17 protein-coding genes are annotated in these 22,677 nt (G+C 72.7%); 8 read left to right on the top strand and 9 right to left on the bottom strand.

Annotated features, from left to right (window positions below; translation table 11 throughout):
- Entirely contained in the window at positions 1-1,200 is a 1,200-nt protein-coding gene (locus tag DV20_RS16540) for a thiolase family protein (RefSeq protein ID WP_043781121.1), read from the top strand.
- Positions 1,200-3,311 carry a 3-hydroxyacyl-CoA dehydrogenase NAD-binding domain-containing protein gene (locus DV20_RS16535; protein WP_043781119.1) on the top strand — a complete coding sequence of 704 codons (2,112 nt, stop codon included), beginning with the start codon at positions 1,200-1,202 and terminating at the stop codon, positions 3,309-3,311. Before DV20_RS16540 ends, DV20_RS16535 begins: the two co-directional genes overlap by 1 nt.
- Here DV20_RS16535 and DV20_RS16530 read toward each other — a convergent pair whose 3' ends face one another.
- Positions 3,312-3,740: a hypothetical protein gene (locus DV20_RS16530; RefSeq protein ID WP_235190857.1), complete on the bottom strand. Its 429-nt coding sequence runs from the start codon at positions 3,738-3,740 to the stop codon at positions 3,312-3,314. It abuts the gene before it with no gap.
- A 69-nt stretch (positions 3,741-3,809) separates the two neighbouring features.
- On the opposite strand from DV20_RS16530, the gene DV20_RS16525 reads away from it, so the two are divergent.
- The gene (locus DV20_RS16525; protein ID WP_043781116.1) at positions 3,810-5,369 is read left to right on the top strand and encodes a PHP domain-containing protein; all 1,560 of its coding nucleotides are present in this window, start codon (positions 3,810-3,812) and stop codon (positions 5,367-5,369) included.
- A gap of 149 nt (positions 5,370-5,518) precedes the next feature.
- Here DV20_RS16525 and DV20_RS16520 read toward each other — a convergent pair whose 3' ends face one another.
- From DV20_RS16520 to DV20_RS16510, 3 genes are read right to left on the bottom strand one after another with little or no spacing between them, the layout of a single operon-like run.
- Positions 5,519-6,643, bottom strand: a complete 1,125-nt coding sequence (locus DV20_RS16520) for a sensor histidine kinase (RefSeq protein ID WP_043781114.1) — start codon at positions 6,641-6,643, stop codon at positions 5,519-5,521.
- On the bottom strand, positions 6,640-7,320 hold the full coding sequence (locus DV20_RS16515) for a response regulator transcription factor (protein WP_043781112.1): 681 nt from the start codon (positions 7,318-7,320) through the stop codon (positions 6,640-6,642). Before DV20_RS16515 ends, DV20_RS16520 begins: the two co-directional genes overlap by 4 nt.
- A 35-nt stretch (positions 7,321-7,355) precedes the next feature.
- Positions 7,356-8,807: a PucR family transcriptional regulator gene (locus DV20_RS16510; protein ID WP_043781111.1), complete on the bottom strand. Its 1,452-nt coding sequence runs from the start codon at positions 8,805-8,807 to the stop codon at positions 7,356-7,358.
- 152 nt (positions 8,808-8,959) lie between these two features.
- Between DV20_RS16510 and DV20_RS16505 the strand changes: the two genes are divergently transcribed.
- The 4 genes from DV20_RS16505 to DV20_RS16490 are packed head-to-tail and all read left to right on the top strand — an operon-like array spanning position 8,960 to position 14,394.
- The gene (locus DV20_RS16505) at positions 8,960-10,462 is read left to right on the top strand and encodes a sodium:solute symporter (protein ID WP_235190856.1); all 1,503 of its coding nucleotides are present in this window, start codon (positions 8,960-8,962) and stop codon (positions 10,460-10,462) included.
- Entirely contained in the window at positions 10,455-11,399 is a 945-nt protein-coding gene (gene speB, locus DV20_RS16500; RefSeq protein WP_043781109.1) for an agmatinase, read from the top strand. The genes DV20_RS16505 and speB overlap by 8 nt, the downstream gene beginning before the upstream one ends.
- Entirely contained in the window at positions 11,396-13,039 is a 1,644-nt protein-coding gene (locus DV20_RS16495; protein ID WP_043781108.1) for a thiamine pyrophosphate-binding protein, read from the top strand. The genes speB and DV20_RS16495 overlap by 4 nt, the downstream gene beginning before the upstream one ends.
- Positions 13,036-14,394 carry an aminobutyraldehyde dehydrogenase gene (locus DV20_RS16490; protein WP_043781106.1) on the top strand — a complete coding sequence of 453 codons (1,359 nt, stop codon included), beginning with the start codon at positions 13,036-13,038 and terminating at the stop codon, positions 14,392-14,394. Before DV20_RS16495 ends, DV20_RS16490 begins: the two co-directional genes overlap by 4 nt.
- 251 nt (positions 14,395-14,645) lie before the next feature.
- Here DV20_RS16490 and DV20_RS44945 read toward each other — a convergent pair whose 3' ends face one another.
- Positions 14,646-14,807, bottom strand: a complete 162-nt coding sequence (locus tag DV20_RS44945) for a tetratricopeptide repeat protein (protein ID WP_152603728.1) — start codon at positions 14,805-14,807, stop codon at positions 14,646-14,648.
- 81 nt (positions 14,808-14,888) lie between these two features.
- A complete protein-coding gene (dxs, locus tag DV20_RS16485; RefSeq protein WP_043781104.1) occupies positions 14,889-16,799 on the bottom strand; it encodes a 1-deoxy-D-xylulose-5-phosphate synthase in 1,911 nt (636 codons plus the stop codon).
- Positions 16,800-16,974: 175 nt separating this feature from the next.
- Between dxs and DV20_RS16480 the strand changes: the two genes are divergently transcribed.
- A complete protein-coding gene (locus DV20_RS16480; protein WP_043781102.1) occupies positions 16,975-18,444 on the top strand; it encodes an aldehyde dehydrogenase family protein in 1,470 nt (489 codons plus the stop codon).
- A gap of 395 nt (positions 18,445-18,839) precedes the next feature.
- On the opposite strand, the gene DV20_RS16475 is transcribed toward DV20_RS16480, so the two are convergent.
- From DV20_RS16475 to DV20_RS16465, 3 genes are read right to left on the bottom strand one after another with little or no spacing between them, the layout of a single operon-like run.
- A complete protein-coding gene (locus tag DV20_RS16475; protein ID WP_043781101.1) occupies positions 18,840-19,403 on the bottom strand; it encodes a TIGR03086 family metal-binding protein in 564 nt (187 codons plus the stop codon).
- A gap of 53 nt (positions 19,404-19,456) precedes the next feature.
- Positions 19,457-20,644 carry a class I SAM-dependent RNA methyltransferase gene (locus DV20_RS16470; protein ID WP_043781099.1) on the bottom strand — a complete coding sequence of 396 codons (1,188 nt, stop codon included), beginning with the start codon at positions 20,642-20,644 and terminating at the stop codon, positions 19,457-19,459.
- Positions 20,641-22,674 carry an APC family permease gene (locus DV20_RS16465; RefSeq protein ID WP_200876442.1) on the bottom strand — a complete coding sequence of 678 codons (2,034 nt, stop codon included), beginning with the start codon at positions 22,672-22,674 and terminating at the stop codon, positions 20,641-20,643. The genes DV20_RS16470 and DV20_RS16465 overlap by 4 nt, the downstream gene beginning before the upstream one ends.
- Positions 22,675-22,677: the final 3 nt, after the last annotated feature.

Genomic DNA, 22,677 nt, shown 5'->3' with positions numbered 1-22,677 from the left:
GTGCGCACCGTCGCCTTCGTCGAGGGGGTCCGCACCCCCTTCGGCAAGGCCGGCGACAAGGGCATGTACGCCGGGACCCGGGCCGACGACCTCGTCGTCAACGCCATCCGCGAACTGCTGCGGCGGCACCCCGAACTGCCGCCCGAGCGCGTCGACGAGGTGGCCATCGCCGCCACCACCCAGACCGGCGACCAGGGCCTGACCATCGGCCGCACCGCCGCGCTGCTGGCCGGGCTGCCCAAGTCGGTGCCCGGCTTCGCCATCGACCGCATGTGCGCCGGCGCCATGACGGCCGTCACCACCGCCGCGTCCGGCATCGGCTTCGGCGCCTACGACATCGCCATCGCCGGCGGCGTCGAGCACATGGGCCGGCACCCGATGGGCGAAGGCGTCGACCCGAACCCGCGGATCATCGCCGACAAGCTCGTCGACCCGACCGCCCTGGTCATGGGCCAGACCGCCGAGAACCTGCACGACCGGTTCCCCGCGATCACCAAGCAGCGCACCGACGCCTACGCCGCGCGCAGCCAGGAGCGCTACGCCGAAGCCGTCAAGACCGGCAAGATCGGGCCCGAGCTGGTCCCGGTCGCCACCCGGTCGAAGGAACTCGGCTGGGGCCTGGCCACCGAAGACGAGCCGCCGCGGCCGGGCACCACCGTCGAGCAGCTGGCGAACCTCAAGACGCCGTTCCGCCCGTTCGGCCGGGTCACCGCGGGCAACGCCGCGGGCCTCAACGACGGCGCGACCGCGTCGATCCTGGCCGACGAAGAGACCGCCCGCGAGCTGGGCCTGCCGGTCGCGATGCGGCTGGTCGGCTACTCCTTCGCCGGTGTCGAGCCGGAGGTCATGGGCATCGGCCCGGTGCCGGCCACCGAGAAGCTGTTCAAGCGCACCGGCCTGACCATCGACGACATCGGCCTGTTCGAGATCAACGAGGCCTTCGCCGTGCAGGTGCTGGCCTTCCTCGACCACTTCGGCATCGACGACGAAGACCCGCGCGTCAACCAGTGGGGCGGCGCGATCGCCTGCGGCCACCCGCTGGCCTCGTCCGGCGTCCGGCTCATGACGCAGCTGGCCCGCCAGTTCGCCGAGCGGCCCGACGTGCGCTACGGCATGACCACGATGTGCATCGGTATCGGCATGGGCGGCACCGTGATCTGGGAGAACCCGGCCTACAACGGTCTCCAGGGGGCGAAGTAATGACTTTCACCGCTGAAGCAGCGAAGGCCGCGTTCCCGGACGAGGTCGTCACAGTGGCCAAGACCCGCCTGATCAAGGTGCCCGGCCTGGCCAAGCAGGTCGCGCTGATCACGCTCGACAACGGCCACGACCACACCCGGCCGAACACCTTCGGCCCCCAGGGCCTGGTGTCCCTGAACGCCGCGCTGGACGAGGCGTTCGCCGCCGAGCCGGCCGCGATCGCCGTCACCGGGAAGCCGTTCATCTTCGCCGTCGGCGCCGATCTGTCCGGTGTCGAGGCCGTCAGCGACCCGGAGCTGGCGCGCGAAATCGCCCAGACCGGGCACGACGTGTTCCGCCGCCTCACCGAGTCCGAGATCCCGACGTTCGGCTTCGTGAACGGCGCGGTCATGGGCGGCGGCCTGGAACTGGCGCTGTCCTGCCACTACCGGACGCTGTCGGAGAACACCGCGGCCATCGCGTTCCCCGAGGTCTTCCTCGGCCTGTTCCCGGGCTGGGGCGGCACGCAGCTGCTGCCGAACCTGATCGGCGCGGACGCCGCCGTCACGGTGATCATCGAGAACGCACTGGCGCAGAACAAGATGCTCAACGTCAAACAGGCGGCCGAGCTCGGCATCGTCGACGCGGTCTTCGGGTCCGCCGACTACCTCGAGCAGTCGCTGCTGTGGCTGGCGCGCGTGGTCAACGGCGAAATCAAGCCGGCGCGCCGCGAGATCGACCGCGGGGCGGCGTGGGACGCGGCCATCGCCCGCGCGAAGTCCATTGTGGACGGGCGCACGCACGGCGCGTCCCCGGGCGCGACCAAGGCCGTCGAGCTGCTGGAGCTGGCCCGCGAGAACGACCTCGACCGCGGCTACGCGGCCGAGACCGACGGCCTCGCCGAGCTGCTCATGTCCGACGTCCTGCGCGCCGGGCTGTACTCGTTCAACCTGGTCAACAAGCGCGCCAAGCGCCCGGCCGGCGCGCCGGACAAGTCACTGGCCCGCAAGGTGAACAAGGTCGGCATCGTCGGCGCCGGCCTGATGGCCAGCCAGCTCGCGCTGCTGTTCGTGCGCCGCCTGAAGGTGCCGGTCGTGCTCACCGACGTCGACCAGGAACGCGTCGACAAGGGCGTCGGGTACGTCCACGCCGAGATCGACAAGCTGCTGGGCAAGAAGCGCCTCTCCCCGGACGCCGCGAACCGGCTCAAGGCCCTGGTGACCGGCTCGCTCGACAAGGCCGCGTTCGCCGACGCCGACTTCGTCATCGAAGCCGTCTTCGAGGAGCTGGGCGTCAAGCAGCAGGTGTTCGCCGAGCTGGAGCAGCACGTCAAGCCCGAGGCGATCCTGGCGACGAACACCTCGTCGCTGTCGATCACCGCGATGGCGTCGAAGCTGCAGCACCCCGAGCGCGTGGTCGGCTTCCACTTCTTCAACCCGGTCGCTGTGCTGCCCCTGCTGGAGATCGTCCGCGGCGAGCAGACCGACGACGCTTCGCTGGCGACGGCCTTCTCGGTCGGCAAGCAGCTGAAGAAGTCCAGCGTGCTGGTGAAGGACGCTTCGGCGTTCGTCGTCAACCGGCTGCTGCTGCGCTTCCTCGGCGAGGTGCTGGTCACCGTCGACGAGGGCACGCCGTTCGACGTCGCGGACAAGGCCCTCGAGCCGCTGGGCCTGCCGATGACGCCGCTGACGCTGATGCAGCTCGTCGGCCCGGCCATCGCGCTGCACGTCGGCGAGACGCTGCACGAGGCCTTCCCGGACCGGTTCACCGTGTCCGAGAACCTCGCCAAGTTCGTCAAGGCGGGCAAGAAGGGCGTCTGGATCTGGGACGCCCAGGGCAACGCCTCGGTCGACCCGGAGGTCGCCGAGCTGTGGACGCAGGGCGACCGGCCGTCCACCTCGGAGCAGGTGCGCGAGCGGGCGCTGTCGGCCATCGCCGAGGAGATCCGGATCATGCTCGACGAGGGCGTGGTCGCCGAGGCGCAGGACATCGACCTGTGCCTCATCCTCGGCGCGGGCTGGCCGTTCTGGAACGGCGGCATCACGCCGTACCTGGACCGCTCCGGCGTGTCCGAGCGCGTGAACGGCAAGCCGTTCCTCGCCCCGGGCGTGGCTTCGGTCCCGGCGGCGTAGCTAGTACTCGCCCTCTCTCGGGCACTTCGGCGGCGGCGCGGTGAGGTTCAGCTGCGCCGCCGTCGTGTCGGAGTCGATCACCGTGACGCGTTCGGCGGTCCGGTAGCGGGCGTGCAGCTGGAACGCCCACGCCTTCAGGTCGGTGCCCGGGACGGCGAGCAGCGACACCGACGGCGGGTCCACGAACACCCGCCGGGCCTTCGGGTCGTCGCGGAGCACCGGCACCGCGGCCCGCATGTCCTCTTCGGACGCAAACGTCACCACGACCGCCGCGCACAGCGTGTGCCCGGCCAGCGGGGCCGGGTTCGTGTCCACCGGCAGCTCGGGCGGCCGGACGAGCGCGGCGATGAAGAACGCGAGCCCCACCCCGGCGGCCAGTGCCAGCGCGATCACCGGCAGCAGCATCCGGGCCAGGGGTTTCTCCGCCACACCGAAGATCACAGCACACGTTGGCCGCCGGGACACCGCCCGTTCACCCCGGCGGCTTAGCGTCCCGCCGTGACCACCGATCGACGCCGCTTCCTCAAGGGTGCCGGACTCGCGGCCGCCGCCGCGGGCGTGCCCCTCGCGGCTCCCACCGCCGCCTCCGCTTCCGCGTTCGCCGATTCCGACCTCGACCTGGGCCGGCTGTGCGGCCGCTACCAGTGGCTGGTCGGCGACCACCACACGCACAGCCAGTACTCCTACGACGCGATGTACCGGATCGACGACATCGCGCGCGGCGGGCGGGCGCACGGCGCCGACTGGATCGTCTTCACCGACCACGGCCACGCCGAGCACGAGAAGGTGTCGGTCGAGCCCACCGAAGCCGACTTCCTCGCCGCCCGGCGGAAGTACCCGGACCTGCTGCTGTGGCACGGCATGGAGTGGAACGTCCCGGGCGCGGAGCACGCCACCGTGTTCTTCCAGGCCGGAGCGGACCAGGCGGCGAAGCTGCGCGAGTTCGAGCGGGCCTTCGACTGGCGGCTGACGAACTCGGAGGCGTCGAGCCCGGCGAACGAGGCCCTCGCGCTCCGGGCGCTGCGCTGGCTCGCCGACGAAGAACGGGCGCGGCGGATCCACGCGCCGGTCGTGCTCGTCAACCACCCGCTGCGCAACGGCCGCGTCGCCCCGCACGAGCTGCGGGCCTACCGCGACGCCGCGCCGGGCATCGTCATCGGCATGGAGGGCGCGCCCGGCGCGCAGGCGGACGGCTTCCCGAAGCCGCTCGGCAACGGCGGCGCGCGGGGCGGCTACGTCAACAACCCCGGCGCGAACTCGTGGCCGGGCTACCCGGCCGAGGCGTACCGGACGCACGGCGGCTGGGACTGGGCGACGGCGAAGGTCGGCGGGCTGTGGGACTCGCTGCTCGCCGAGGGCAAGCCGTGGTGGATCACCACGAACTCCGACTCGCACTACAACCGCGGCGACACGCTGGTGCGCCCGGACGTGCCGGGCGACTGGTACGACACGCACGGCAAGTTCCCCGACCCCCTCGACTCCGGCACGCCGCAGCTGCTCGCGCCGTACGCCGACTTCTACCCCGGCGAGTTCAGCCGCACCTACGTCGGCGTCACGCGGCGAAGCCTCGAAGGCGTCCTCGACGGCCTGCGGGCCGGGCGGATCTGGCTGACACACGGCGGCCTGGTCTCCGAGCTCGAGGTCGGCGCGTACGGCGGCGGTTCCGCGGCGACGCTGGGCGGGCGCCTGCGGGTGCGGCGCGGGTCGGACGTCACGGTCGTCGTGCGGGCGCGGCTGGCGTCGCGGCCGAACGGCGGCGGCTCGGTGCCACGGCTCGCCCGGCTGGACGTCGTCGCGGGCCCGGTCACCGGCCCGGCCGCCGACCGCGACACGATGACCGCGCCGGGCACGCGCGTCGCCGAGTCGTTCGAGCCGCGCTGGGCGCCGGGGCGGCAGGTCGTGTTCCGGCACACCTTCCGGAACGTCCGGGACCCGTTCTACCTGCGGGTGCGCGGGTCGAACGGCGACGGGGAGCCGACGCCGGACGTCGTCGGCCAGGCGAACCCGTTCGAGGACTTGTGGTTGTACGCGAACCCGATTTTCGTGGACCTGCGCTGAACGAATAGTCCCGGCTGCTGCTCGTGATCAGGGAGACGACACGCGTGATCAGAGGGTCGACACGGCGAATCGAGCGAGCTCCGGCGTGTCGTCCCGCCACTCACGTGAGTTGACCCGTCAATCACGTGAGTTGACCCTTCGATCACGGGTCAGCGGACGGGGAGGTGGACCGTGACGCCGAGGCCGCCGCCCACGATGGGCTCGGCCGTCACCGTTCCGCCGTGCGCGGCCACCGCCGCGCGGACGATCGACAGGCCCAGGCCCGCGCCGTGGCGGGCCGTGCGGGCCACCCCGGCCCGGCGGAACGGCTCGAACAGCTCCGGCACCGCCGCCGGGTCGACCAGGCCGCCCGAGGAGCGGACCCGCAGCATCGACCACCGTGGCCCCGGCTGGGTCACCACCTCCAGCCAGCCGCCGTCGACGTTGTGGCGGACCGCGTTCTCCAGCAGGTTCCCCGCGATCCGCTCCAGCAGCGCCGGGTCGCCGAACGCGGACGCCGGCGGCGTCGTGAACGACGCCCGGATGCCGCGGTGCTCGGCTTCGCGGTGCACCGCGCGCCACGCCCGGTCGACGACCACCGCCAGGTCCACCGGCTCGTGCACCCCGAGGCCGGCGCCGTCGGTGCGGGCCAGCAGCAGCAGGGAATTGACCAGCTGCCCGGCACGCTCGGTCGCGTCGCGGACCACGCCGGCCATCCGGCGCAGCTCGGCTTCGTCGGCGGCGTCGTCGGCGAGGGTGACGTCGAGTTCCGTGCGGATCACCGACAACGGCGTCCGCAGCTCGTGACTCGCGTTCGCGACGAAGTGGCGTTGCGCGTCGAACGCGGCCTGGAGCCGGTCGAGCATGTCGTCGAACGTGCTCGCCAGCTCGGCCAGCTCGTCGCGGGAGCGGATCTCGCCGATCCGCTCCCCCAGCGACTCGACCGACAGCCGCCGCGCGGTTCCGGTGATCTCGCGCAGCGGCAGCAGCACGCGGGAGGTGAACGTCCAGGCGAGGATCGCCGCGGCCGCCACCACCAGCAGGAACGCCAGCGAGCCGAACAGCAGCATCCGGTCGCGGGCGTGCACGCGCAGGTGCTCGGCGAGCGTCGAGGCGTCGACCTCGACGCCGTCGACGACGACCACGCTGCCCGGCGGCATCCGCGGGACGGCGTCGAGCGAGTCCCGCACCAGCGTCCAGGCCAGCCAGAGCAGCAGCAGGCTGACCGCGGCGACCAGCACGGTCGCCAGCAGGGTGATCCGGGCGCGGAGGGTGCGGGTGCCCGGCAGGTTCACGCGCGCTGCGGTGTGCCGGGCTCCGGCACCCGGTACCCGGAGCCGACGACGGTCTCGATGATCCCCGGCTCGCCGAGCTTCTTGCGCAGCGTCATGACGGTGACCCGGACGGTCGTGGTGAAGGGGTCGGCGTTCTCGTCCCAGACGCGCTCGAGCAGCTCCTCGCTGCTGACGACGGATCCGGCGGCCTGCAGCAGCACCTCGAGGACGCCGAACTCCTTGCGCGTCAGCTCGACCGGCCCGCTCGCGCGGCGGACGGTCCGCTTCGCCGGGTCGAGCTCGACGTCGCCGGCGGTGAGCAGCGGCGGCGCGGCCGGCGTGGCCCGGCGGCCCAGCGCCCGCACCCGCGCGACCAGCTCGGGGAAGGCGAACGGCTTGGCGAGGTAGTCGTCGGCGCCGAGCGAAAGCCCGTCGACGCGGTCGGACACCGAGCTGCTCGCGGTGAGCATCAGCACCCGGGTCAGCTCCCCGGAGGCGACGATCTCCCGGCACAGCTCGTCCCCGGACATCCCGGGCAGGTCCCGGTCCAGCAGCACGACGTCGTACCGGGTGACGGCGGCCTTCTCGTGCCCGTCGTCCCCGGTGAGCGCGACGTCCACCGCCATCCCCTCACGGCGCAGCCCGCGGGCGATCGCGTCGGCCAGGGGTTCTTCGTCCTCGACTACCAAAACTCGCACGAACCCACAATCCCATATTTTCCTGAGAGGGCCCTTTAAGGACCGGGCGTCACCCAGCGCAGCGCGAACCACAGCCGCATCCGGGTCTCCGGATCCGCCAGATCCACGCCCAGCACCCGTTCCACCTGGGCGATCCGGTGCCGGACGCTGTTGCGGTGCACGCCCAGCTCCGCCGCCGTCGGTTCCCAGCCGCCGTGGTGGGCCAGCCACGTCCGCAACGTCGGCACCAGGTGCCGATCCTGGGAGCGGTCCAGCGCGGCCAACGGCGCCAGGGCCTTCTCCGCGAACTCGCGGGAGGCGCCCGGGTCCAGCAGCGCGTCGAAGTCGAGCGGCTCGCGGCCCGCCACGACCGGACGGCCCAGCGCGCGGGCCCGTGCCAGCAGCAGCTCGGCCTCCGCCACGGAATCGGCCAGCCGCCCGGCGGGCACCGGCGAACCGACGGCCGCCAGCCAGCCGTGCTCGCGCAGGTCCGCCAGCACCGCCGGCGCCGGGCCGGCCCCGGCGACGGCGGTGAACCGCGGACCGGCGCCGACCTCGACCAGCGGCGTGTCCAGCCGGGCCCGCAGCCAGTCCGGGCGCCGGGCCACCTCGTCCGGGCCACGCCGGTACGCCGCCCCGGCGACCAGCCGGACGGCCTCCGACCCCAGCAGGGACCGGGCCAGCTCGCCGGGGGACGTCCGGCCGAGCAGCAGGCCGGTGGCCGCCGCGCCCAGCTCGGCCGCGTCCGAGCCCGCGCGGCCGACCAGGCCGAGCAGGGCCGCGCCGACGGCGAGGATCGTCCGCTCGGCGCCGTCGAGCCGCCGGGACCGGCCGACGACCACCAGGTGCGACGCCGTGGCCTGCGGGTACACCGGCTGGACGACGACGAACCCGCCGCCGGCCTCGGTGGTCGCGCTCCGGATGCCGCTGCCCGCCCGCACGGTCGCCATCAGCTCCCGCACCTGCGGCGGCAGCGGCACGGGCGCGTCGTGCGCCGAGGCCAGCACGTCCCCGGCGCCGACCAGGGCGACCCACGACCGCAGCACCGCCGCCAGCGACGACGTCAGCTCGCCGAGGCCGCCACCGGCCGCCCGCGTCAGGGTCTCGCGCGCCGCCGTGATCCGCCGCTGGTCCCGCTGCCCGGCCTCGGTCAGCGCGACCGAGACCGCCCGGTTGACCGCCAGGAACGGCGTCCTCGGCGGCACCACCAGCAGCGGCAGCCCGCGCCGCGCGCAGGCCCGGCGCAGGGACTCCGGCAGGGTTTCGTGCACCGCCGGGGTAAGGCCGAAGCCGAGCGCCGTCACGCCGGCGTCGCGCAACCCGCGCACGTACCGGTCGATCCGCTCCGGCAGGTTCACGCCCGCGGTGAGGATCAGCTCGCCGCCCAGCAGGTAGGGCGCCGGGTCCTGCAGCTCGCTCACGTGGGCCCAGCGCACGGGCAGGTCCAGCGCGCCCGGCCGCAGCGTCTCGGGGACGACGTCGAGGGCGAGCTCCCGGTTGCCGACCACGTCCCGTAACGGGACATTCACCTCTGTGGGCACCGCATCCGGGTTCGTGGCCATTTCGTCCTCACCGATGTCGATTCGGAGACGAATCATCCCATGCCACCGGGGTGGCGGCCGACCCTACGGTGACCCGAAACCGACGTGAGGAGGACACCGTGACCGGCGACTACGCGGTGATCGCGCTGTACATCGCGGGCATGCTCGGGGTCGGCTGGTACGGCCTGAAGCTCGCGAAGACGAAGTCCGACTACCTGGTGGCCGGACGGCGGCTGGGCTGGTTCATGTACTCCGGCACGATGTCGGCCGTCGTCCTCGGCGGCGCGTCGACCGTCGGCGGCGTGAAGCTCGGCTACACCTACGGCATCTCCGGCATGTGGCTGGTGGTCAGCATCGGCGTCGGCATCCTGGTGCTGCACGCGCTGTTCGCGCGGCGGCTGGTGCGGCTGAAGGTCTACACCGTCGGCGAGATGCTCGACCTGCGCTACGGCGGCCGCACCAGCGCGGTGTCCGGCGTCGTCATGTGGGGCTACACCCTGATGCTCACGGTGACCTCCACGCTGGCGTTCGCGACCATCTTCAAGGTGCTGTTCGACCTGCCGAGCTGGGCCGGCATCGCGATCGGCGGCTCGATCGTGGTGCTCTACTCGGTGCTCGGCGGCATGTGGTCGATCACGCTCACCGACATCGCCCAGTTCGTCATCAAGACCATCGGCATCCTGGCCATCCTGCTGCCGGTCGCGATCACCTCCGCCGGCGGCTTCTCCGGCATGAGCGCCAAGCTCGACGCGAGCTTCTTCAGCTTCACCTCGATCGGCACCGACACGATCATCACCTACTTCGTGATCTACACCTTCGGCCTGCTGATCGGCCAGGACATCTGGCAGCGCGTCTTCACCGCCCGCACGCCCGCCATCGCGACCTCCGGCGGCCTCACCTCCGGGGTCTACTGCCTGGTCTACGGCCTGGCCGGGGCGTTGATCGGCACCGCCGCCCACACGCTCTACCCGGACATCGCCAGCGCGCAGGACGCCTTCGCGACGATCGTCGAACGGCTGCTGCCGACCGGGGTCCGCGGCCTGGTGCTGGCCGCCGCGCTCTCGGCGATGATGTCGACGGCCAGCGGCGCGCTGATCGCCTGCTCCACCACGACGACGTCGGACCTGCTGACCAAGCTGGGCCTGAAGAAGGGCGGTGAGGTCGGCCGCAACCGGATCGCCACGTTCCTGCTCGGCCTGCTGGCCATCGGCATCGCGATGGTGGTCGACGACGTCGTCGACGCGCTCACCATCGCCTACGACATCCTGGTCGGCGGCCTGCTGGTGGCGATCGTCGGCGCGCTGTTCTGGAAGCGCGGCACCCGCCAGGGCGCGTACGCCTCGATGGTGGCCGGCACGCTCTCGGTGATCGCCTTCATGATCATCGACGGCGTCGACGCCAACACCCCGATCTACTGGGGCCTCGGCGCGAGCCTGGTCGTCTACCTGGCGGTCAGCTTCGCCACGCCCCGCACCCCCGAAACCGTTCTGTCCGTCTGGACCCGCCGCCTCGCCGGCGAAGACGCGCCACTTTCACGTGAAAGTGATCCGGAGGGGGAACCTCCGTGGCACTTTCACGTGAAAGTGGCGCCTTTCGAGAAGCAGGAGCCCACCAGTGCCTAACATCGGACCCCTCGACTCGTCGCGCATCCCCCGGTTCGCCGGCTTCGCGACCTTCGCGCGGCTGCCACGGATCGACCAGGTCGAGCGCGCCGACGTCGCCGTCGTCGGGGTGCCCTTCGACTCCGGCGTGTCCTACCGGCCCGGCGCGCGCTTCGGCCCGGCGGCCGTCCGCGAGGCGAGCCGGCTGCTGCGGCCGTACCACCCGGAGCTGGACGTCTCGCCGTTCGCCGAAAAGCAGGTCGTCGACGCCGGTGACATCGCCGTCAACCCGTTCGCCATCGGCGAGGCGATCGAGACGCTGCAGCAGGAAGCCGACGCGCTGCAGGCGACCGGCACGCGGCTGGTGACCGTCGGCGGCGACCACACCATTGCGCTGCCGCTGCTGCGCGCGGCGGCCAGGCAGCACGGCCCCGTCGCCCTGCTGCACTTCGACGCCCACCTCGACACCTGGGACACCTACTTCGGTGAGCCCTACACCCACGGCACCCCGTTCCGGCGGGCGTCGGAGGAAGGCCTCCTCGACACGAGCGCGCTGTCGCACGTCGGCACCCGCGGGCCGCTGTACGGCAAGCGCGACCTCGAAGAGGACCGGCGGCTCGGCTTCGGCATCGTCACCTCCGGCGACGTCATGCGCCGCGGCGTCGCCGAGACCGTCGACGCGTTGCGGCAGCGCATCGGCGACCGGCCGCTGTACGTCTCGGTCGACATCGACGTGCTCGACCCGGCCCACGCCCCCGGCACCGGCACGCCCGAGGCGGGCGGGCTGACCAGCCGCGAGCTGCTGGAGATCCTGCGCGGGCTGCGCGACCTCAACCTGGTCGGCGCGGACGTCGTCGAGCTCGCCCCGGCCTACGACCACGCCGAAATCACCGCCATCGCGGCCTCCCACGTCGCCTACGACCTGGTGAGCCTGCTGGCCCTCGGGAAGAGCGCATGACCCGCATCGGCGGTGACGTCGTGGTCGAGACCCTGCGGGCGCTGGGCGCCGACACGGTGTTCGGCCTGCCGGGCCAGCACGCGCTGGGCCTGTTCGAGGCGCTGCGGCGGGCCGGCGACCTGCGCGTGATCAGCGGGCGCGTCGAGAACAACCTGGCCTTCGCCGCCGACGGGTACGCCCGGGCCCGGCTCGCCGCGGACCCGGACGGGCCGGTGCCGGTGACGCCGCTGATCGTCTCGACCGGCCCGGGCGCGCTGCTGACACTGGCTTCGCTGCAGGAATCCCGCGCGGCTTCAGTGCCGGTGCTGGGCATCTCCAGCCAGGTCCCGGTCGCCGGGCTGGGCGGCGGACGGCACGGCTACCTGCACGAACTGCCCGACCAGCAGGCCAGCTTCCGGGACGTGGTGAAGTCGGTGCACGTCGTCCGCCGGGCGAGCCAGCTCCCGACAGCGCTGCGGGAGGCGTGGACGTCGGCCGCGACCGCGCCCTACGGCCCGGTGTGGGTGGAAATCCCCCAGGACGTGCTGCTCGGGCCGGCCGGGATCCCGCCGATCACGGCGGTGTCAGCGGCTCCTCCCGCGCTGGAACCGTTGCCGGAGCTGGTCACCGCGGTGGCCGAGCTGCTCGCGGCGGCGGCGAACCCGGTGATCCTCGCCGGCGGCGGCGCGCTGCGATCGGGCGCGCACGCCGAACTGCTGGCGCTGGCCGAGGCGGTGCGTGCGCCGGTGGTGTCGACCTTCGGCGGCAAGGGCGTGTTCCCCTGGGACCACGAGCTGTCCGGGCGGTCGTGGCTGGAGGACTGGCACACCACGGAGTTCCTCGCCGCCGCCGACGTGCTGCTCGTGCTCGGCTCCGGCCTCGGCGAACTGTCCAGCAACTACCGCGGGTTCGCGCCGCGCGGCCGCGTGATCCAGGTCGAGGCCGATCTGGGGAAGCTGGAGTCGAACTACCCGGGCCTGGGCATCCACGCCGACGTCCGGCTGACGCTGCAGGCGTTGCTGGAGTGGGTGCCGATGCGGGCGTCCGACGGCCGGGCCGAAACGGCGGTCGCGGGGTTGCTCTCGCGGGTGGAGTCCCGGTTGGCCGGGCAGGACCTCGCCGTCGAGCGGAAGCTGATCGACGACATCCGGGCGGCGCTGCCCGACGGCACGCAGACGTTCTGGGACATGACGATCGCGGCGTACTGGGCCTGGTCGGCGTGGAACCCCGAGGGGGCGCCGATCCACACCGCCCAAGGCGCGGGCGGCCTGGGCTACGGGCTGCCGGGCGCGCTCGGCGGCGCGGTCACCGGACGTCCCACGCTCGCCGTGTCCGGGGACGGCGGCGCGATGTACGGCGTCGCCGAGCTGGCCACCGCGGTGCAGCACGGCCTCGACGTCACCTGGCTGATCATCGACGACGGCGGCTACGGCGTCCTGCGCGAGTACCTCACCGACGCCTTCGGCCACACGACGGCGACCGAGCTGGCCCGGCCCGACTTCGTGGCGCTGGCCCGGTCGTTCGGGGTCGCGGCCCGCTTGTCCTCTCCGGACACCGTGGGCACGGACCTGGCCGAAGCGCTGCGCACGCCGGGGCCCTCCGTCGTCGTCCTCCCCGCGCTGCTGAAGCTGTTCGCGCCGACCCACCTGGAGCAGGCATGACCCGCACGCTCGACCTGACCGACCCGGCCACCGGCGAAGTGTTCGGCACGAGCCCGGTGGCCGGGCCGTCCGAGGTGGCCGCCGCACTCGAAACGGCCGCGCAAGCGTTTGCGATCTGGCGACGCAGCACCCCCGCCCAGCGGCAGCTGGCCCTGCTGAAGATCGCCGACACGCTCGAGACCCGGGCGGCCGAGTTCGCCGGCCTGGAGGTGCGCGAGACCGGCAAGATCCGGTCGGTGGTGCTGGCCGAGGAGATCCCGGAGTGCGTGAGCGCGCTGCGCTTCTTCGCCGGCGCCGCACGGCACCTGGAGGGCACCGCGGCCGCGGAGTACGCGCCCGGCCACACGTCGGTGATCCGCCGTGAGCCGGTGGGCGTCTGCGCGCAGATCGCCCCGTGGAACTACCCGCTGATGATGGCGGTCTGGAAGATCGCTCCGGCCCTGGCGGCGGGCAACACGGTGGTGCTGAAGCCGGCCGAGACCACCCCGTCGACGGCCGTGCTGCTGGCCGAGGTGGCCGCGCAGTTCCTGCCGCCGGGGACGTTCACCGTGCTGACCGGCGACCGCGACACGGGCCGCGCACTGGTGCGCCACCCGATCACGGCCCTGGTCTCGATCACCGGCTCCACCCGCGCGGGCATCGACGTCGCCACCGCGGCGGCCGCCGACCTCAAGCGCACCCACCTGGAACTGGGCGGCAACGCACCGCTGCTGGTCTTCCCGGACGCCGACCTGGCGACGGCGGTCGAGGGCATCGTGGGCGCGGCGTTCTACAACGCGGGCCAGGACTGCACGGCGGGCAGCCGGGTACTGGTCCACGAGTCGATCCACGACGACTTCGTGGCTTCTCTGACGAAGGCCGCTTCGGCGCAGACGCCGGGCGTCGACTTCGGGCCGTTGAACAGCGCGGCGCAGCTCTCACGCGTCGAGGGGCTGATCTCGCGGCTGCCGTCGCACGCGCGGATCGAGACCGGCGGCACGCGGTTCGGCTCACGGGGTTTCTTCTTCTCCCCCACGGTGATCTCGGGGGTGCGCCAGGACGACGAAATCGTCCAGGAGGAGATCTTCGCCCCCGTGATCACGACCCAGTCCTTTTCGGACGAAGCGTCGGGCATCGCGCTGGCCAACGGCGTGCCGTACGGGCTGGCGTCCTCGGTGTGGACGAAGGACCTCGGCGTCGCCGCGCGCGTGTCGGCCGAGCTGGACTTCGGCTGCGTGTGGGTCAACACGCACGGCCCGCTGGTCGCCGAGATGCCGCACGGCGGCTTCGGCCACTCCGGCCACGGCAAGGATCTCTCGGCGTACTCCTTCGCCGAGTACACCCGCGTCAAGCACGTGATGACGAGGTTCGCATGAGCGCCCGGAGCACGCCGCTGCCGACGGCCGACGCAGCGCTCGCCGGAGGTCTTCGCCTCGGCTCAGCTCACGGCGACCGGCACTTTCCCCGCGGCGGCCTGAGACCCCGTGACCACTCACGGCGAACGAACGGCTGGTGGATGAGCAGCAGCTTCGGGGTGTTTATCGGCTTGGACGTCGGTCGATCGTGGCCGGTTGATCGACCACGACCAGCAGCGGACCACGCCCGGCGAGCTTGTCGAACAGGGCCTTCAACTTGGGTTCGGTGTTGGGCAGGTGCCCAGGTGCGCGACGGCGTCGTCGCGCGCCCCGCGGTCGAGGAGCAGACCGGCCAGGTGCAGCCGGAGCGGAACGTCCTCGGGGGCCGCGGTGACCGCGGCGCGCAAGCTGTCGAGCAGGGGATCGGGGTTCACCCCGCCGAGGCTACCGACGCCCTTCGCCGTGCGTAGCCGGTTCGGGCGGCTGTTTCCCGGCGGTGATCGAACCGTCCGCGATCAGCTGCGGTTCGCGTCCTTGCGCGCCGGCTCCTCCGAGCCCAGCCGCCCCGACGCCCACTCCGTCACCCGGCGGGCGACGTCCTGCGCCGTCAGGCCGATCCGGCCCAGCACCTCGTCGCGGCTGCCGTGGTCGTGGAACGACTGCGGCACGGCCAGGTCCCGCAACGGGACGTCGCACTCGGCGTCCCGGAACAGGGCGGCCAAAGCCGACCCGAACCCACCGTGCCGTCCGCTGTCCTCCACGGTCACCACGAGCTTGTGCTGCGAAGCCAGCGCGACGAGCTCCGCCGGCACCGGCAGCACCCAGCGCGGGTCCACCACCGTCACGCCGATGCCCTGGTCGGCCAGCCGGTCCGCGGCCGCCAGCCCGAGGGTCGCGAACGCGCCGACCGTCACCAGGAGCACGTCCGCGCCTTCGGCCGGGCGGCGCAGCACGTCGACGGTGCCGATCCGCTCGACCGCGGTCACGTCCGTGCCGACCTTGCCCTTCGAGAACCGCAGCGCCGTCGGCCCGTCGGCCACGTCGACGGCCTCGTTCAGCTCTTCGCGCAGCGTGGCCGGGTCACGCGGCGCCGCCACCCGCATGCCCGGGACCATGCCGAGCAGCGAGAGGTCCCACATGCCGTGGTGGCTCGGCCCGTCCGGCCCGGTGATGCCGGCCCGGTCGAGCACCAGCGTCACCGGCAGGCGGTGCAGCGCCACGTCCATCAGCACCTGGTCGAACGCGCGGTTGAGGAACGTCGAGTAGATCGCCACGACCGGGTGCAGCCCGCCCATCGCGAGCCCCGCGGCCGAGGTGACCGCGTGCTGTTCGGCGATGCCGACGTCGTACCAGCGGTCCGGGAACGACTCGGCGAACTTGTCCAGCCCGGTCGAGCGCAGCATCGCCGCGGTGATCGCGACGACGTCCTCGCGCTCGGCGCCGATCTTCGCCAGCTCGTCGCCGAACACGCCGGTCCAGCTCGGGCCCTTCACCGGCGGCAGGCCGGTCTCCGGGTCGATCGGGTCGGTCTGGTGCATCTGGTCGTGCTGGTTGTTGACCGCCGGCGCGTAGCCGTGGCCCTTCTCGGTGACGACGTGCACGATCACCGCGCCGCCGAAGGAGCGCGCGCTGTGCAGGGCCTTCTCCAGCGCCACCTGGTCGTGGCCGTCGACCGGGCCGAGGTACTTCAGGCCAAGGTCGGAGAACATCGCCTGCGGGCTGAGCGCGTCCTTCAGGCCGGCCTTCGCGGCGTGCAGCGCGGCGTAGATCGGCTTGCCGACGACCGGGGTGTGCTTGAGGATCTCGCGGCCGCCGTCGAGGAGCCGCTCGTAGCCGGGCTGCAGGCGCAGCGCCGCGAGGTGGTCGGCCAGGCCGCCGATGGTGGGCGAGTACGAGCGGCCGTTGTCGTTGATCACGATGACGACCGGGCGCTCCTTGTGCGCGGCGATGTTGTTGAGCGCCTCCCAGCACATGCCGCCGGTGAGCGCGCCGTCGCCGACGACGGCGATCGCGTGCCGCCCGCCGCCGGCCAGCTCGAACGCCTTCGCCAGGCCGTCCACATAGGACAAGCCGGACGACGCGTGGCTGCTCTCCACCCAGTCGTGCTCGCTCTCCGCACGCGACGGGTAGCCGGTGACCCCGCCGGTCTGGCGCAGCAGGTCGAACCCGGCCGCCCGGCCGGTGACGAGCTTGTGCACGTACGCCTGGTGACCGACGTCCCACACGATCGCGTCGCGCGGCGAGTCGAACACGCGGTGCAGGGCCAGGGTCAGCTCGACGACGCCGAGGTTCGGCCCCAGGTGGCCGCCCGCCCGGCGGACCTTGTCGACGAGGAAGTCCCGGATCTCGGCGGCCAGTTCGCCGAGGTCCTCGACACTCATGCGCTTCAGGTCCGCCGGTCCGCTCACGGACTCCAGCATCGTCACTCGTCTCCACCTCACTCGCTCGGTTCCGGCCAGTCTACGGAGACCCGCCAGAGCGGGGCCGCAGGCCGCGTCCGGCGTCACAACCGGAGCGCGACCGCCGGTCAGCACCCGGGGTGAACCTCGTCTCCCCGCGTCGCTGTGGCGGTCACACCGCGTGGCCACGAGAATGGAAGGCATGGCGGATTTCTTCATCGGCGGCGAATGGGTGGACGCGGTGGACGGCGCCCGGCGGGAGATCCGCTGCCCGGCCGACGGCTCCCTGGTCGCGACGGTCGCCGAGGGCACCGCCAAGGACACCGAGGCCGCCATCGCGGCGGCGCGCCGGGCGTTCGACACCGGCCCGTGGCCGGGTACGCCCGCCCACGTGCGCGGCGACCTGCTGCTGCGGGCGGCGGAGCTGCTGGACCGCGACGCGGAGGCGTTCGCCCGCGCCGAGTCGCTCGACACCGGCAAACGCCTGGTCGAGAGCCGGTACGACATGGCCGACATCGCGGCCTGCCTGCGCTACTTCGGCAAGCTCGCGGCGCAGGACGCGGGGCGCGTCGTCGACACCGGCAACCCGGACGCGTTCAGCCGGATCGTGCACGAGCCGGTCGGCGTCTGCGCGCTGATTACGCCGTGGAACTACCCGCTGCTGCAGACCGTGTGGAAGATCGCGCCGGCGCTGGCCGCGGGCAACACGTTCGTGCTCAAGCCCAGCGAGCTGACCCCGCACACCGCGATCCTGTTCCTGAAGCTGCTCACCGAAGCCGGCCTGCCGCCGGGCGTGGGCAACCTGGTGCTCGGCGCGGGCGCCGAGGTGGGGGCGCCGCTGGCGGCGCACCCGGACGTCGACCTCGTGTCGTTCACCGGCGGCCTGGCGACCGGGAGGACCATCGCCGCCGCGGCGGCCGCCACGGTCAAGAAGGTGGCGCTGGAGCTGGGCGGGAAGAACCCGAACGTGGTATTCGCCGACGCCGACTTCGAGACGGCGGTCGACTACGCGCTGACGGCGGTGTTCCTGCACTCCGGCCAGGTGTGCTCGGCGGGCGCGCGGCTGATCGTGCAGCGGGAGTGGCACGACGAGTTCGTCGCCGAGCTGGTGCGCCGCGCCGAGCGGATCCGCCTGGGCGGCCCGTTCGACCCGCGGGCGGAAACCGGCCCGCTGATCTCGGCGGCGCACCGGGCGAAGGTGGAGGCGTACGTGGCGGCGGCGCTGGCCGAAGGCGCGGTGCTGCGCACGGGCGGCCGCCGTCCGGACGACGCGGCACTGGCCGACGGCTTCTACTACCTGCCGACCATCCTCGACCAGGTGAAACAGGGTTCGTCGGCGGTGGTCGACGAGTCGTTCGGCCCGGTGCTGACGGTCGAGACGTTCACCGACGAGGACGACGCGGTCCGCATCGCCAACGACACCTGCTACGGCCTGGCCGGCGCGGTGTTCACGCAGGACGCGGGCCGGGCCCAGCGCGTGGCGGGGCGGCTGCGCCACGGAACGGTGTGGATCAACGACTTCCACCCGTACCTGCCCCAGGCCGAGTGGGGCGGCTACAAGCAGTCCGGATCCGGCCGCGAGCTGGGCCCGACGGGGCTGGCGGAGTACACCGAGGTCAAGCACATCTACCAGAACCTGCGGCCGTCGCCCCAGCGCTGGTTTTCGGGCTGAACGCCTTGCGCTGCCTCCTGGGGCCGGTGGTGACGCTGCCGGGAGCAGCCCGCCTCCGGCCGGCGGCGCGGCGGGTGGCGCCAGGGGGCGCCGGGCACGCTGAGGCCAGCGACGGCAACCCGCGCGGCTGAGGAGCGCACCGCCGAGCGTCGGCAAACTGAACGCCATCTCGCCACCCGGTTCCGCCGTACCGGCCGAGCGGCAGGCATCCCTCAGCCGCCAGCGGCCAGCCGCGCAGGCTGAGCCGCCACTTCGCCGCCCGGATCCGCCAGCAGAGCCACCGCCGCCGTGGCAGGAGAGGCGGCGGTGCCGAAACCCGCGGCCTACCGGCGTGCCGAAGCGCCCGGCGAACTCACCCCACGCCGCCGGTCAACCGAAGCAACGCCCCACCCGTCTTACCCGTTCACCGCCTTCCGCCCCAGGAACGCCGCCAGCCTGTCCGCCGGCGTCGCGTCCGGTCGTGGCTCGACCTCCGGGCCGAACGGTCCGCCCGGCCGGCGAGGGGCCGCGCCGAAGCGGGACTGCCACTGCCGCAGCGCCCGCTCCGCCAGGTCCGGCAGGAAATCCGTCGGCCGGCCCGTCGCGTCGGCGATGTCCCAGCCGTGGGCGAGGTACTCGTTCACCCTCATGTGCACCAGGAACACCCCCGGTACCTCGCCGAGCGGCGTCGTCACCTGGCGGGTGAACAGGCCGGGCTCGGCCAGCACCGCCCGAGCCGCCGTCACCGACTCGGCGAACGCTTCCGCCGGCGAGGCACCCAGGTAGTCGCCGTCCGGGGCCGGTGGGGCCGTGCCCGCCCAGAACGCCACCTTCGCGTTGCCGTGCGCCAGGTGGTTCACCACGGCGCGCACGTCCCAGTCCGCGCACGCCGTCGGGAGGGCCCACTGGTCCGCGCGGACCGCCGTGACCAGGCCGGTCACCGTCGAAGCCGCCCGGTCGAAGTCGTCGAGTCCGGTCATGGGCCCAGTGTGCCGACCACCACCGACAATTCCGGCGAGGCGGGGAAGACGGGTCAGGAGAGCAGCGCCACGCACTCCACGTGGTGGGTCATCGGGAACGCGTCGAACGCCCGCAGGTCGGTCAGCGAATACCCGTGGGCGGCGAAGGTCGCCACATCGCGCGCCAGCGCCGCCGGGTCGCAGGCGACGTACACGATCCGGTCCGGGGCGCCCGCCACGATCGACTCCACGACCGCCTTGCCCGCGCCCTTGCGGGGCGGGTCCAGCACCACCACGTCGACCGGCTTGTCCGCCGACGCCAGCGCGTGCTCCACCCGCCCGGCGCGCCACGAGACCTGCGGCAGGTCCGCGAGGTTGCGCTCGCCGTCCGCGACCGCGCGCCGCCCCGACTCGACCGCCAGGACGCGGCCCGCGGTGCCGACCTGGGCCGCCAGCACCGAGGCGAACAGCCCGACCCCGGCGTACAGGTCCCAGGCGGACCCACCCGCCGGTGCCTCCGCCCACTCCCCCACGACCGCCGCCAGCGTCGACGCCGCCGCCGGGTGGACCTGCCAGAAACCGTGGGCGTCGAGGCGCCAGTCGCGGCCCGCCGCGTGCTGGACCGCGACGCCGCCGGTCAGCTGCCGCGCCCGGACCTTGCCGCGCACCGTCGACAGTTCCCGGACGTGCACGCTGCCGTCGCCGTCCTGGGTGACCTCCAGCTCGCTGCCCGGCCGCCAGCGCCGCGCCAGGACGTCGTCGAGCTCGCCGGGGACGGCGATCGGGCAGTCGTCCAGGGCCACCACGCGGTGGCTGTGGTGGGCGCGCAGCCCGGCGCGGCCGTCACGCCCCGCGACCAGCCGGACGCGGCTGCGCCAGTCCAGCGGCCCGCCGTCGAGGGCCTCCACCACGACGTCCCGCTCGATCCCGGCCAGCCGCCGCAGCTGCTCGGCCACCACCGCGGCCTTGAGGGAGCGCTGGTAGTCCGGTTCGGCGTGCTGCCAGTCGCAGCCGCCGCAGCCGCCGGGCACGGCCAGCGGGCACGGCGGCGGGACCCGGTGCGGCGACGGGACGAGCACCTCGACGGCGTCGCCGCGGCAGAACGAGCCGCCGTTGTCCTCGGTGATCTCGACGCGGACCTGCTCGCCCGGCAGCGCGTGCCGGACGAACACGACCCGTCCCTCCGCACGCGCGACGCAGTGGCCGCCGTGGGCGACCGCGCCGACCTCGACCTCGAGGACGCGGCCCAGCCAGCCGGTCATTCGGCGGGCTCCTTGGGCTTCGGGGCGACGGGCGCCTTCGCGTCGGGCGAGAACCCGCGGCGGACGTCCCCGGCCGCCGGCCACTCGTTCCGGACGCGGGCGGCCGCCTTCGCCGACGACTCCAGCTGCCACGGCACGCTCGCCACGATCACGCCGGACTGGAACAGCAGGCGGCCCTTGAGCCGCAGGGCGCTCTGGTTGTGCAGCACCTGCTCCCACCAATGACCGACGACGTACTCCGGGATGAACACGGTGACCACGTTGCGCGGATTGTCACCGCGCACGCGCTTCACGTAGTCGAGCACCGGTTTCGTGATTTCGCGGTACGGCGACTCGACGACCTTCAGCGGCACCTTGAAGTTGTGCGCGTCCCACTCCTGGGTCAGGCGCCGCGTGTCCGCATCGTCCACATTGACCGTCACGGCTTCGAGGACGTCCGGGCGCATCGCCTTGGCGTAGGCCAGCGCCCGCAGTGTCGGACGGTGCAGTTTGGACACCAGGACGATGGCGTGGTTGCGCGAGGGCAGCACGGTCGGGGTGTCGCCGAGGTCCTTCAGCTCGTCGGCCACCCGGTCGTAGTGCCGCCGGATCGCCGTCATCAGCACGTAGATCGCCACCATGGCGGCGATCGCGATCCACGCGCCGAGCAGGAACTTGGTGATGAGCACGATCACCAGCACGGTCGCGGTCATGGTCAGGCCGATGGCGTTCACCGTCTGCGAGCGCCGCATCCGGCGCCGCACGCCCGGGTCGGTTTCCCTGGCCAGCAACCGGTTCCAGTGCCGGATCATGCCGGCCTGGCTCACCGTGAACGACACGAACACGCCCACGATGTAGAGCTGGATGAGCCGGGTGACCTCGGCGTCGAAGGCGATGATGAGGACCAGCGCGAAGGCGGCCAGGAAGATGATGCCGTTGGAGAACGCCAGCCGGTCGCCGCGGGTGTGCAGCTGCCGCGGCAGGTAGCGGTCCTGCGCCAGGATCGAGCCGAGCACCGGGAAGCCGTTGAACGCGGTGTTCGCGGCCAGCAGCAGGATGATGCCGGTGGAGAACGAGATGTAGTAGAACGCCGGCGGGAAGTCGGCGAACACCGCGTGCGCGATCTGCGCGACGATCGTCTTCTGCTCGTAGCCCGCGGGCGCGCCGGCCAGCTGCGTCGCCGGGTCTTCGGCGAACTTGACGTCGGTGACCGTGGCCAGCGTGATGATGCCGACCAGCATGGTGACCGCGAGCACACCCATCATGAGCAGCGTGGTCGCCGCGTTCTTCGACTTCGGCTTCTGGAACGCCGGGACGCCGTTGCTGATCGCCTCGACGCCGGTCAGCGCCGCCGCGCCGGAGGAGAACGCCCGCAGCACCAGGAACGCGTACGCCACGCCGGCGAAGGTGCCCTCCGCGTTCAGGGTGAAGCCGGCGCTTTCGGCCTTCATCTCGGTGCCGGTGGCCGCCTGCACCAGGCCCCAGACCACCATGATCAGGATGCCCACGATGAACCCGTAGGTCGGGATCGCGAAGGCCTTGCCGGACTCGCGGATGCCGCGCAGGTTCAGCGAAGTCAGCACGACCACGATGACGATCGACGCGAGCACCTTGTGCTGCGCCACCCACGGGATCGCCGAGCCGATGTTGGCCACACCGGACGAAGTGGACACCGCGACGGTGAGCACGTAGTCGACCAGCAGTGCGCTGGCCACGGTGAGGCCGAACTTGCCGCCCAGGTTGGTGTTGGCGACCTCGTAGTCGCCGCCGCCGCTCGGGTAGGCGTGCACGTTCTGCCGGTAGGAGGCGACGACGACGAGCATGACGACGGCGACCGCGATACCGATCCAGGGCGCCAGCGCGTACGCGGACAGGCCCGCCACGCTCAGCGTCAGGAAGATTTCTTCGGGCGCGTACGCCACGCTCGAGAGCGCGTCGGAGGCGAAGATCGGCAGCGCGATGCGCTTGGGCAGCAGCGTGTGGGACAGCCGGTCACTGCGGAACGGACGTCCGAGGACCAGGCGTTTCAGCACGGTCGGGAACTTCGACACCAC

Origin of the sequence: Amycolatopsis rifamycinica (assembly GCF_000695625.1) — a bacterium.
Classification (GTDB): Bacteria; Actinomycetota; Actinomycetes; order Mycobacteriales; family Pseudonocardiaceae; genus Amycolatopsis; species Amycolatopsis rifamycinica.
Note: the sequence above shows the minus strand (reverse complement) of the source record. Positions and strands in the feature narration are given on the sequence as shown.

Coding starts and splice junctions, on each gene's coding strand:
- DV20_RS16535 (WP_043781119.1), top strand. CDS start 1,200: ATGACTTTCACCGCTGAAGCAGCGAAGGCCGCGTTCCCGGACGAGGTC.
- DV20_RS16495 (WP_043781108.1), top strand. CDS start 11,396: ATGACCCGCATCGGCGGTGACGTCGTGGTCGAGACCCTGCGGGCGCTG.
- DV20_RS16490 (WP_043781106.1), top strand. CDS start 13,036: ATGACCCGCACGCTCGACCTGACCGACCCGGCCACCGGCGAAGTGTTC.
- DV20_RS16480 (WP_043781102.1), top strand. CDS start 16,975: ATGGCGGATTTCTTCATCGGCGGCGAATGGGTGGACGCGGTGGACGGC.
- DV20_RS16475 (WP_043781101.1), bottom strand. CDS start 19,403: ATGACCGGACTCGACGACTTCGACCGGGCGGCTTCGACGGTGACCGGC.
- DV20_RS16470 (WP_043781099.1), bottom strand. CDS start 20,644: ATGACCGGCTGGCTGGGCCGCGTCCTCGAGGTCGAGGTCGGCGCGGTC.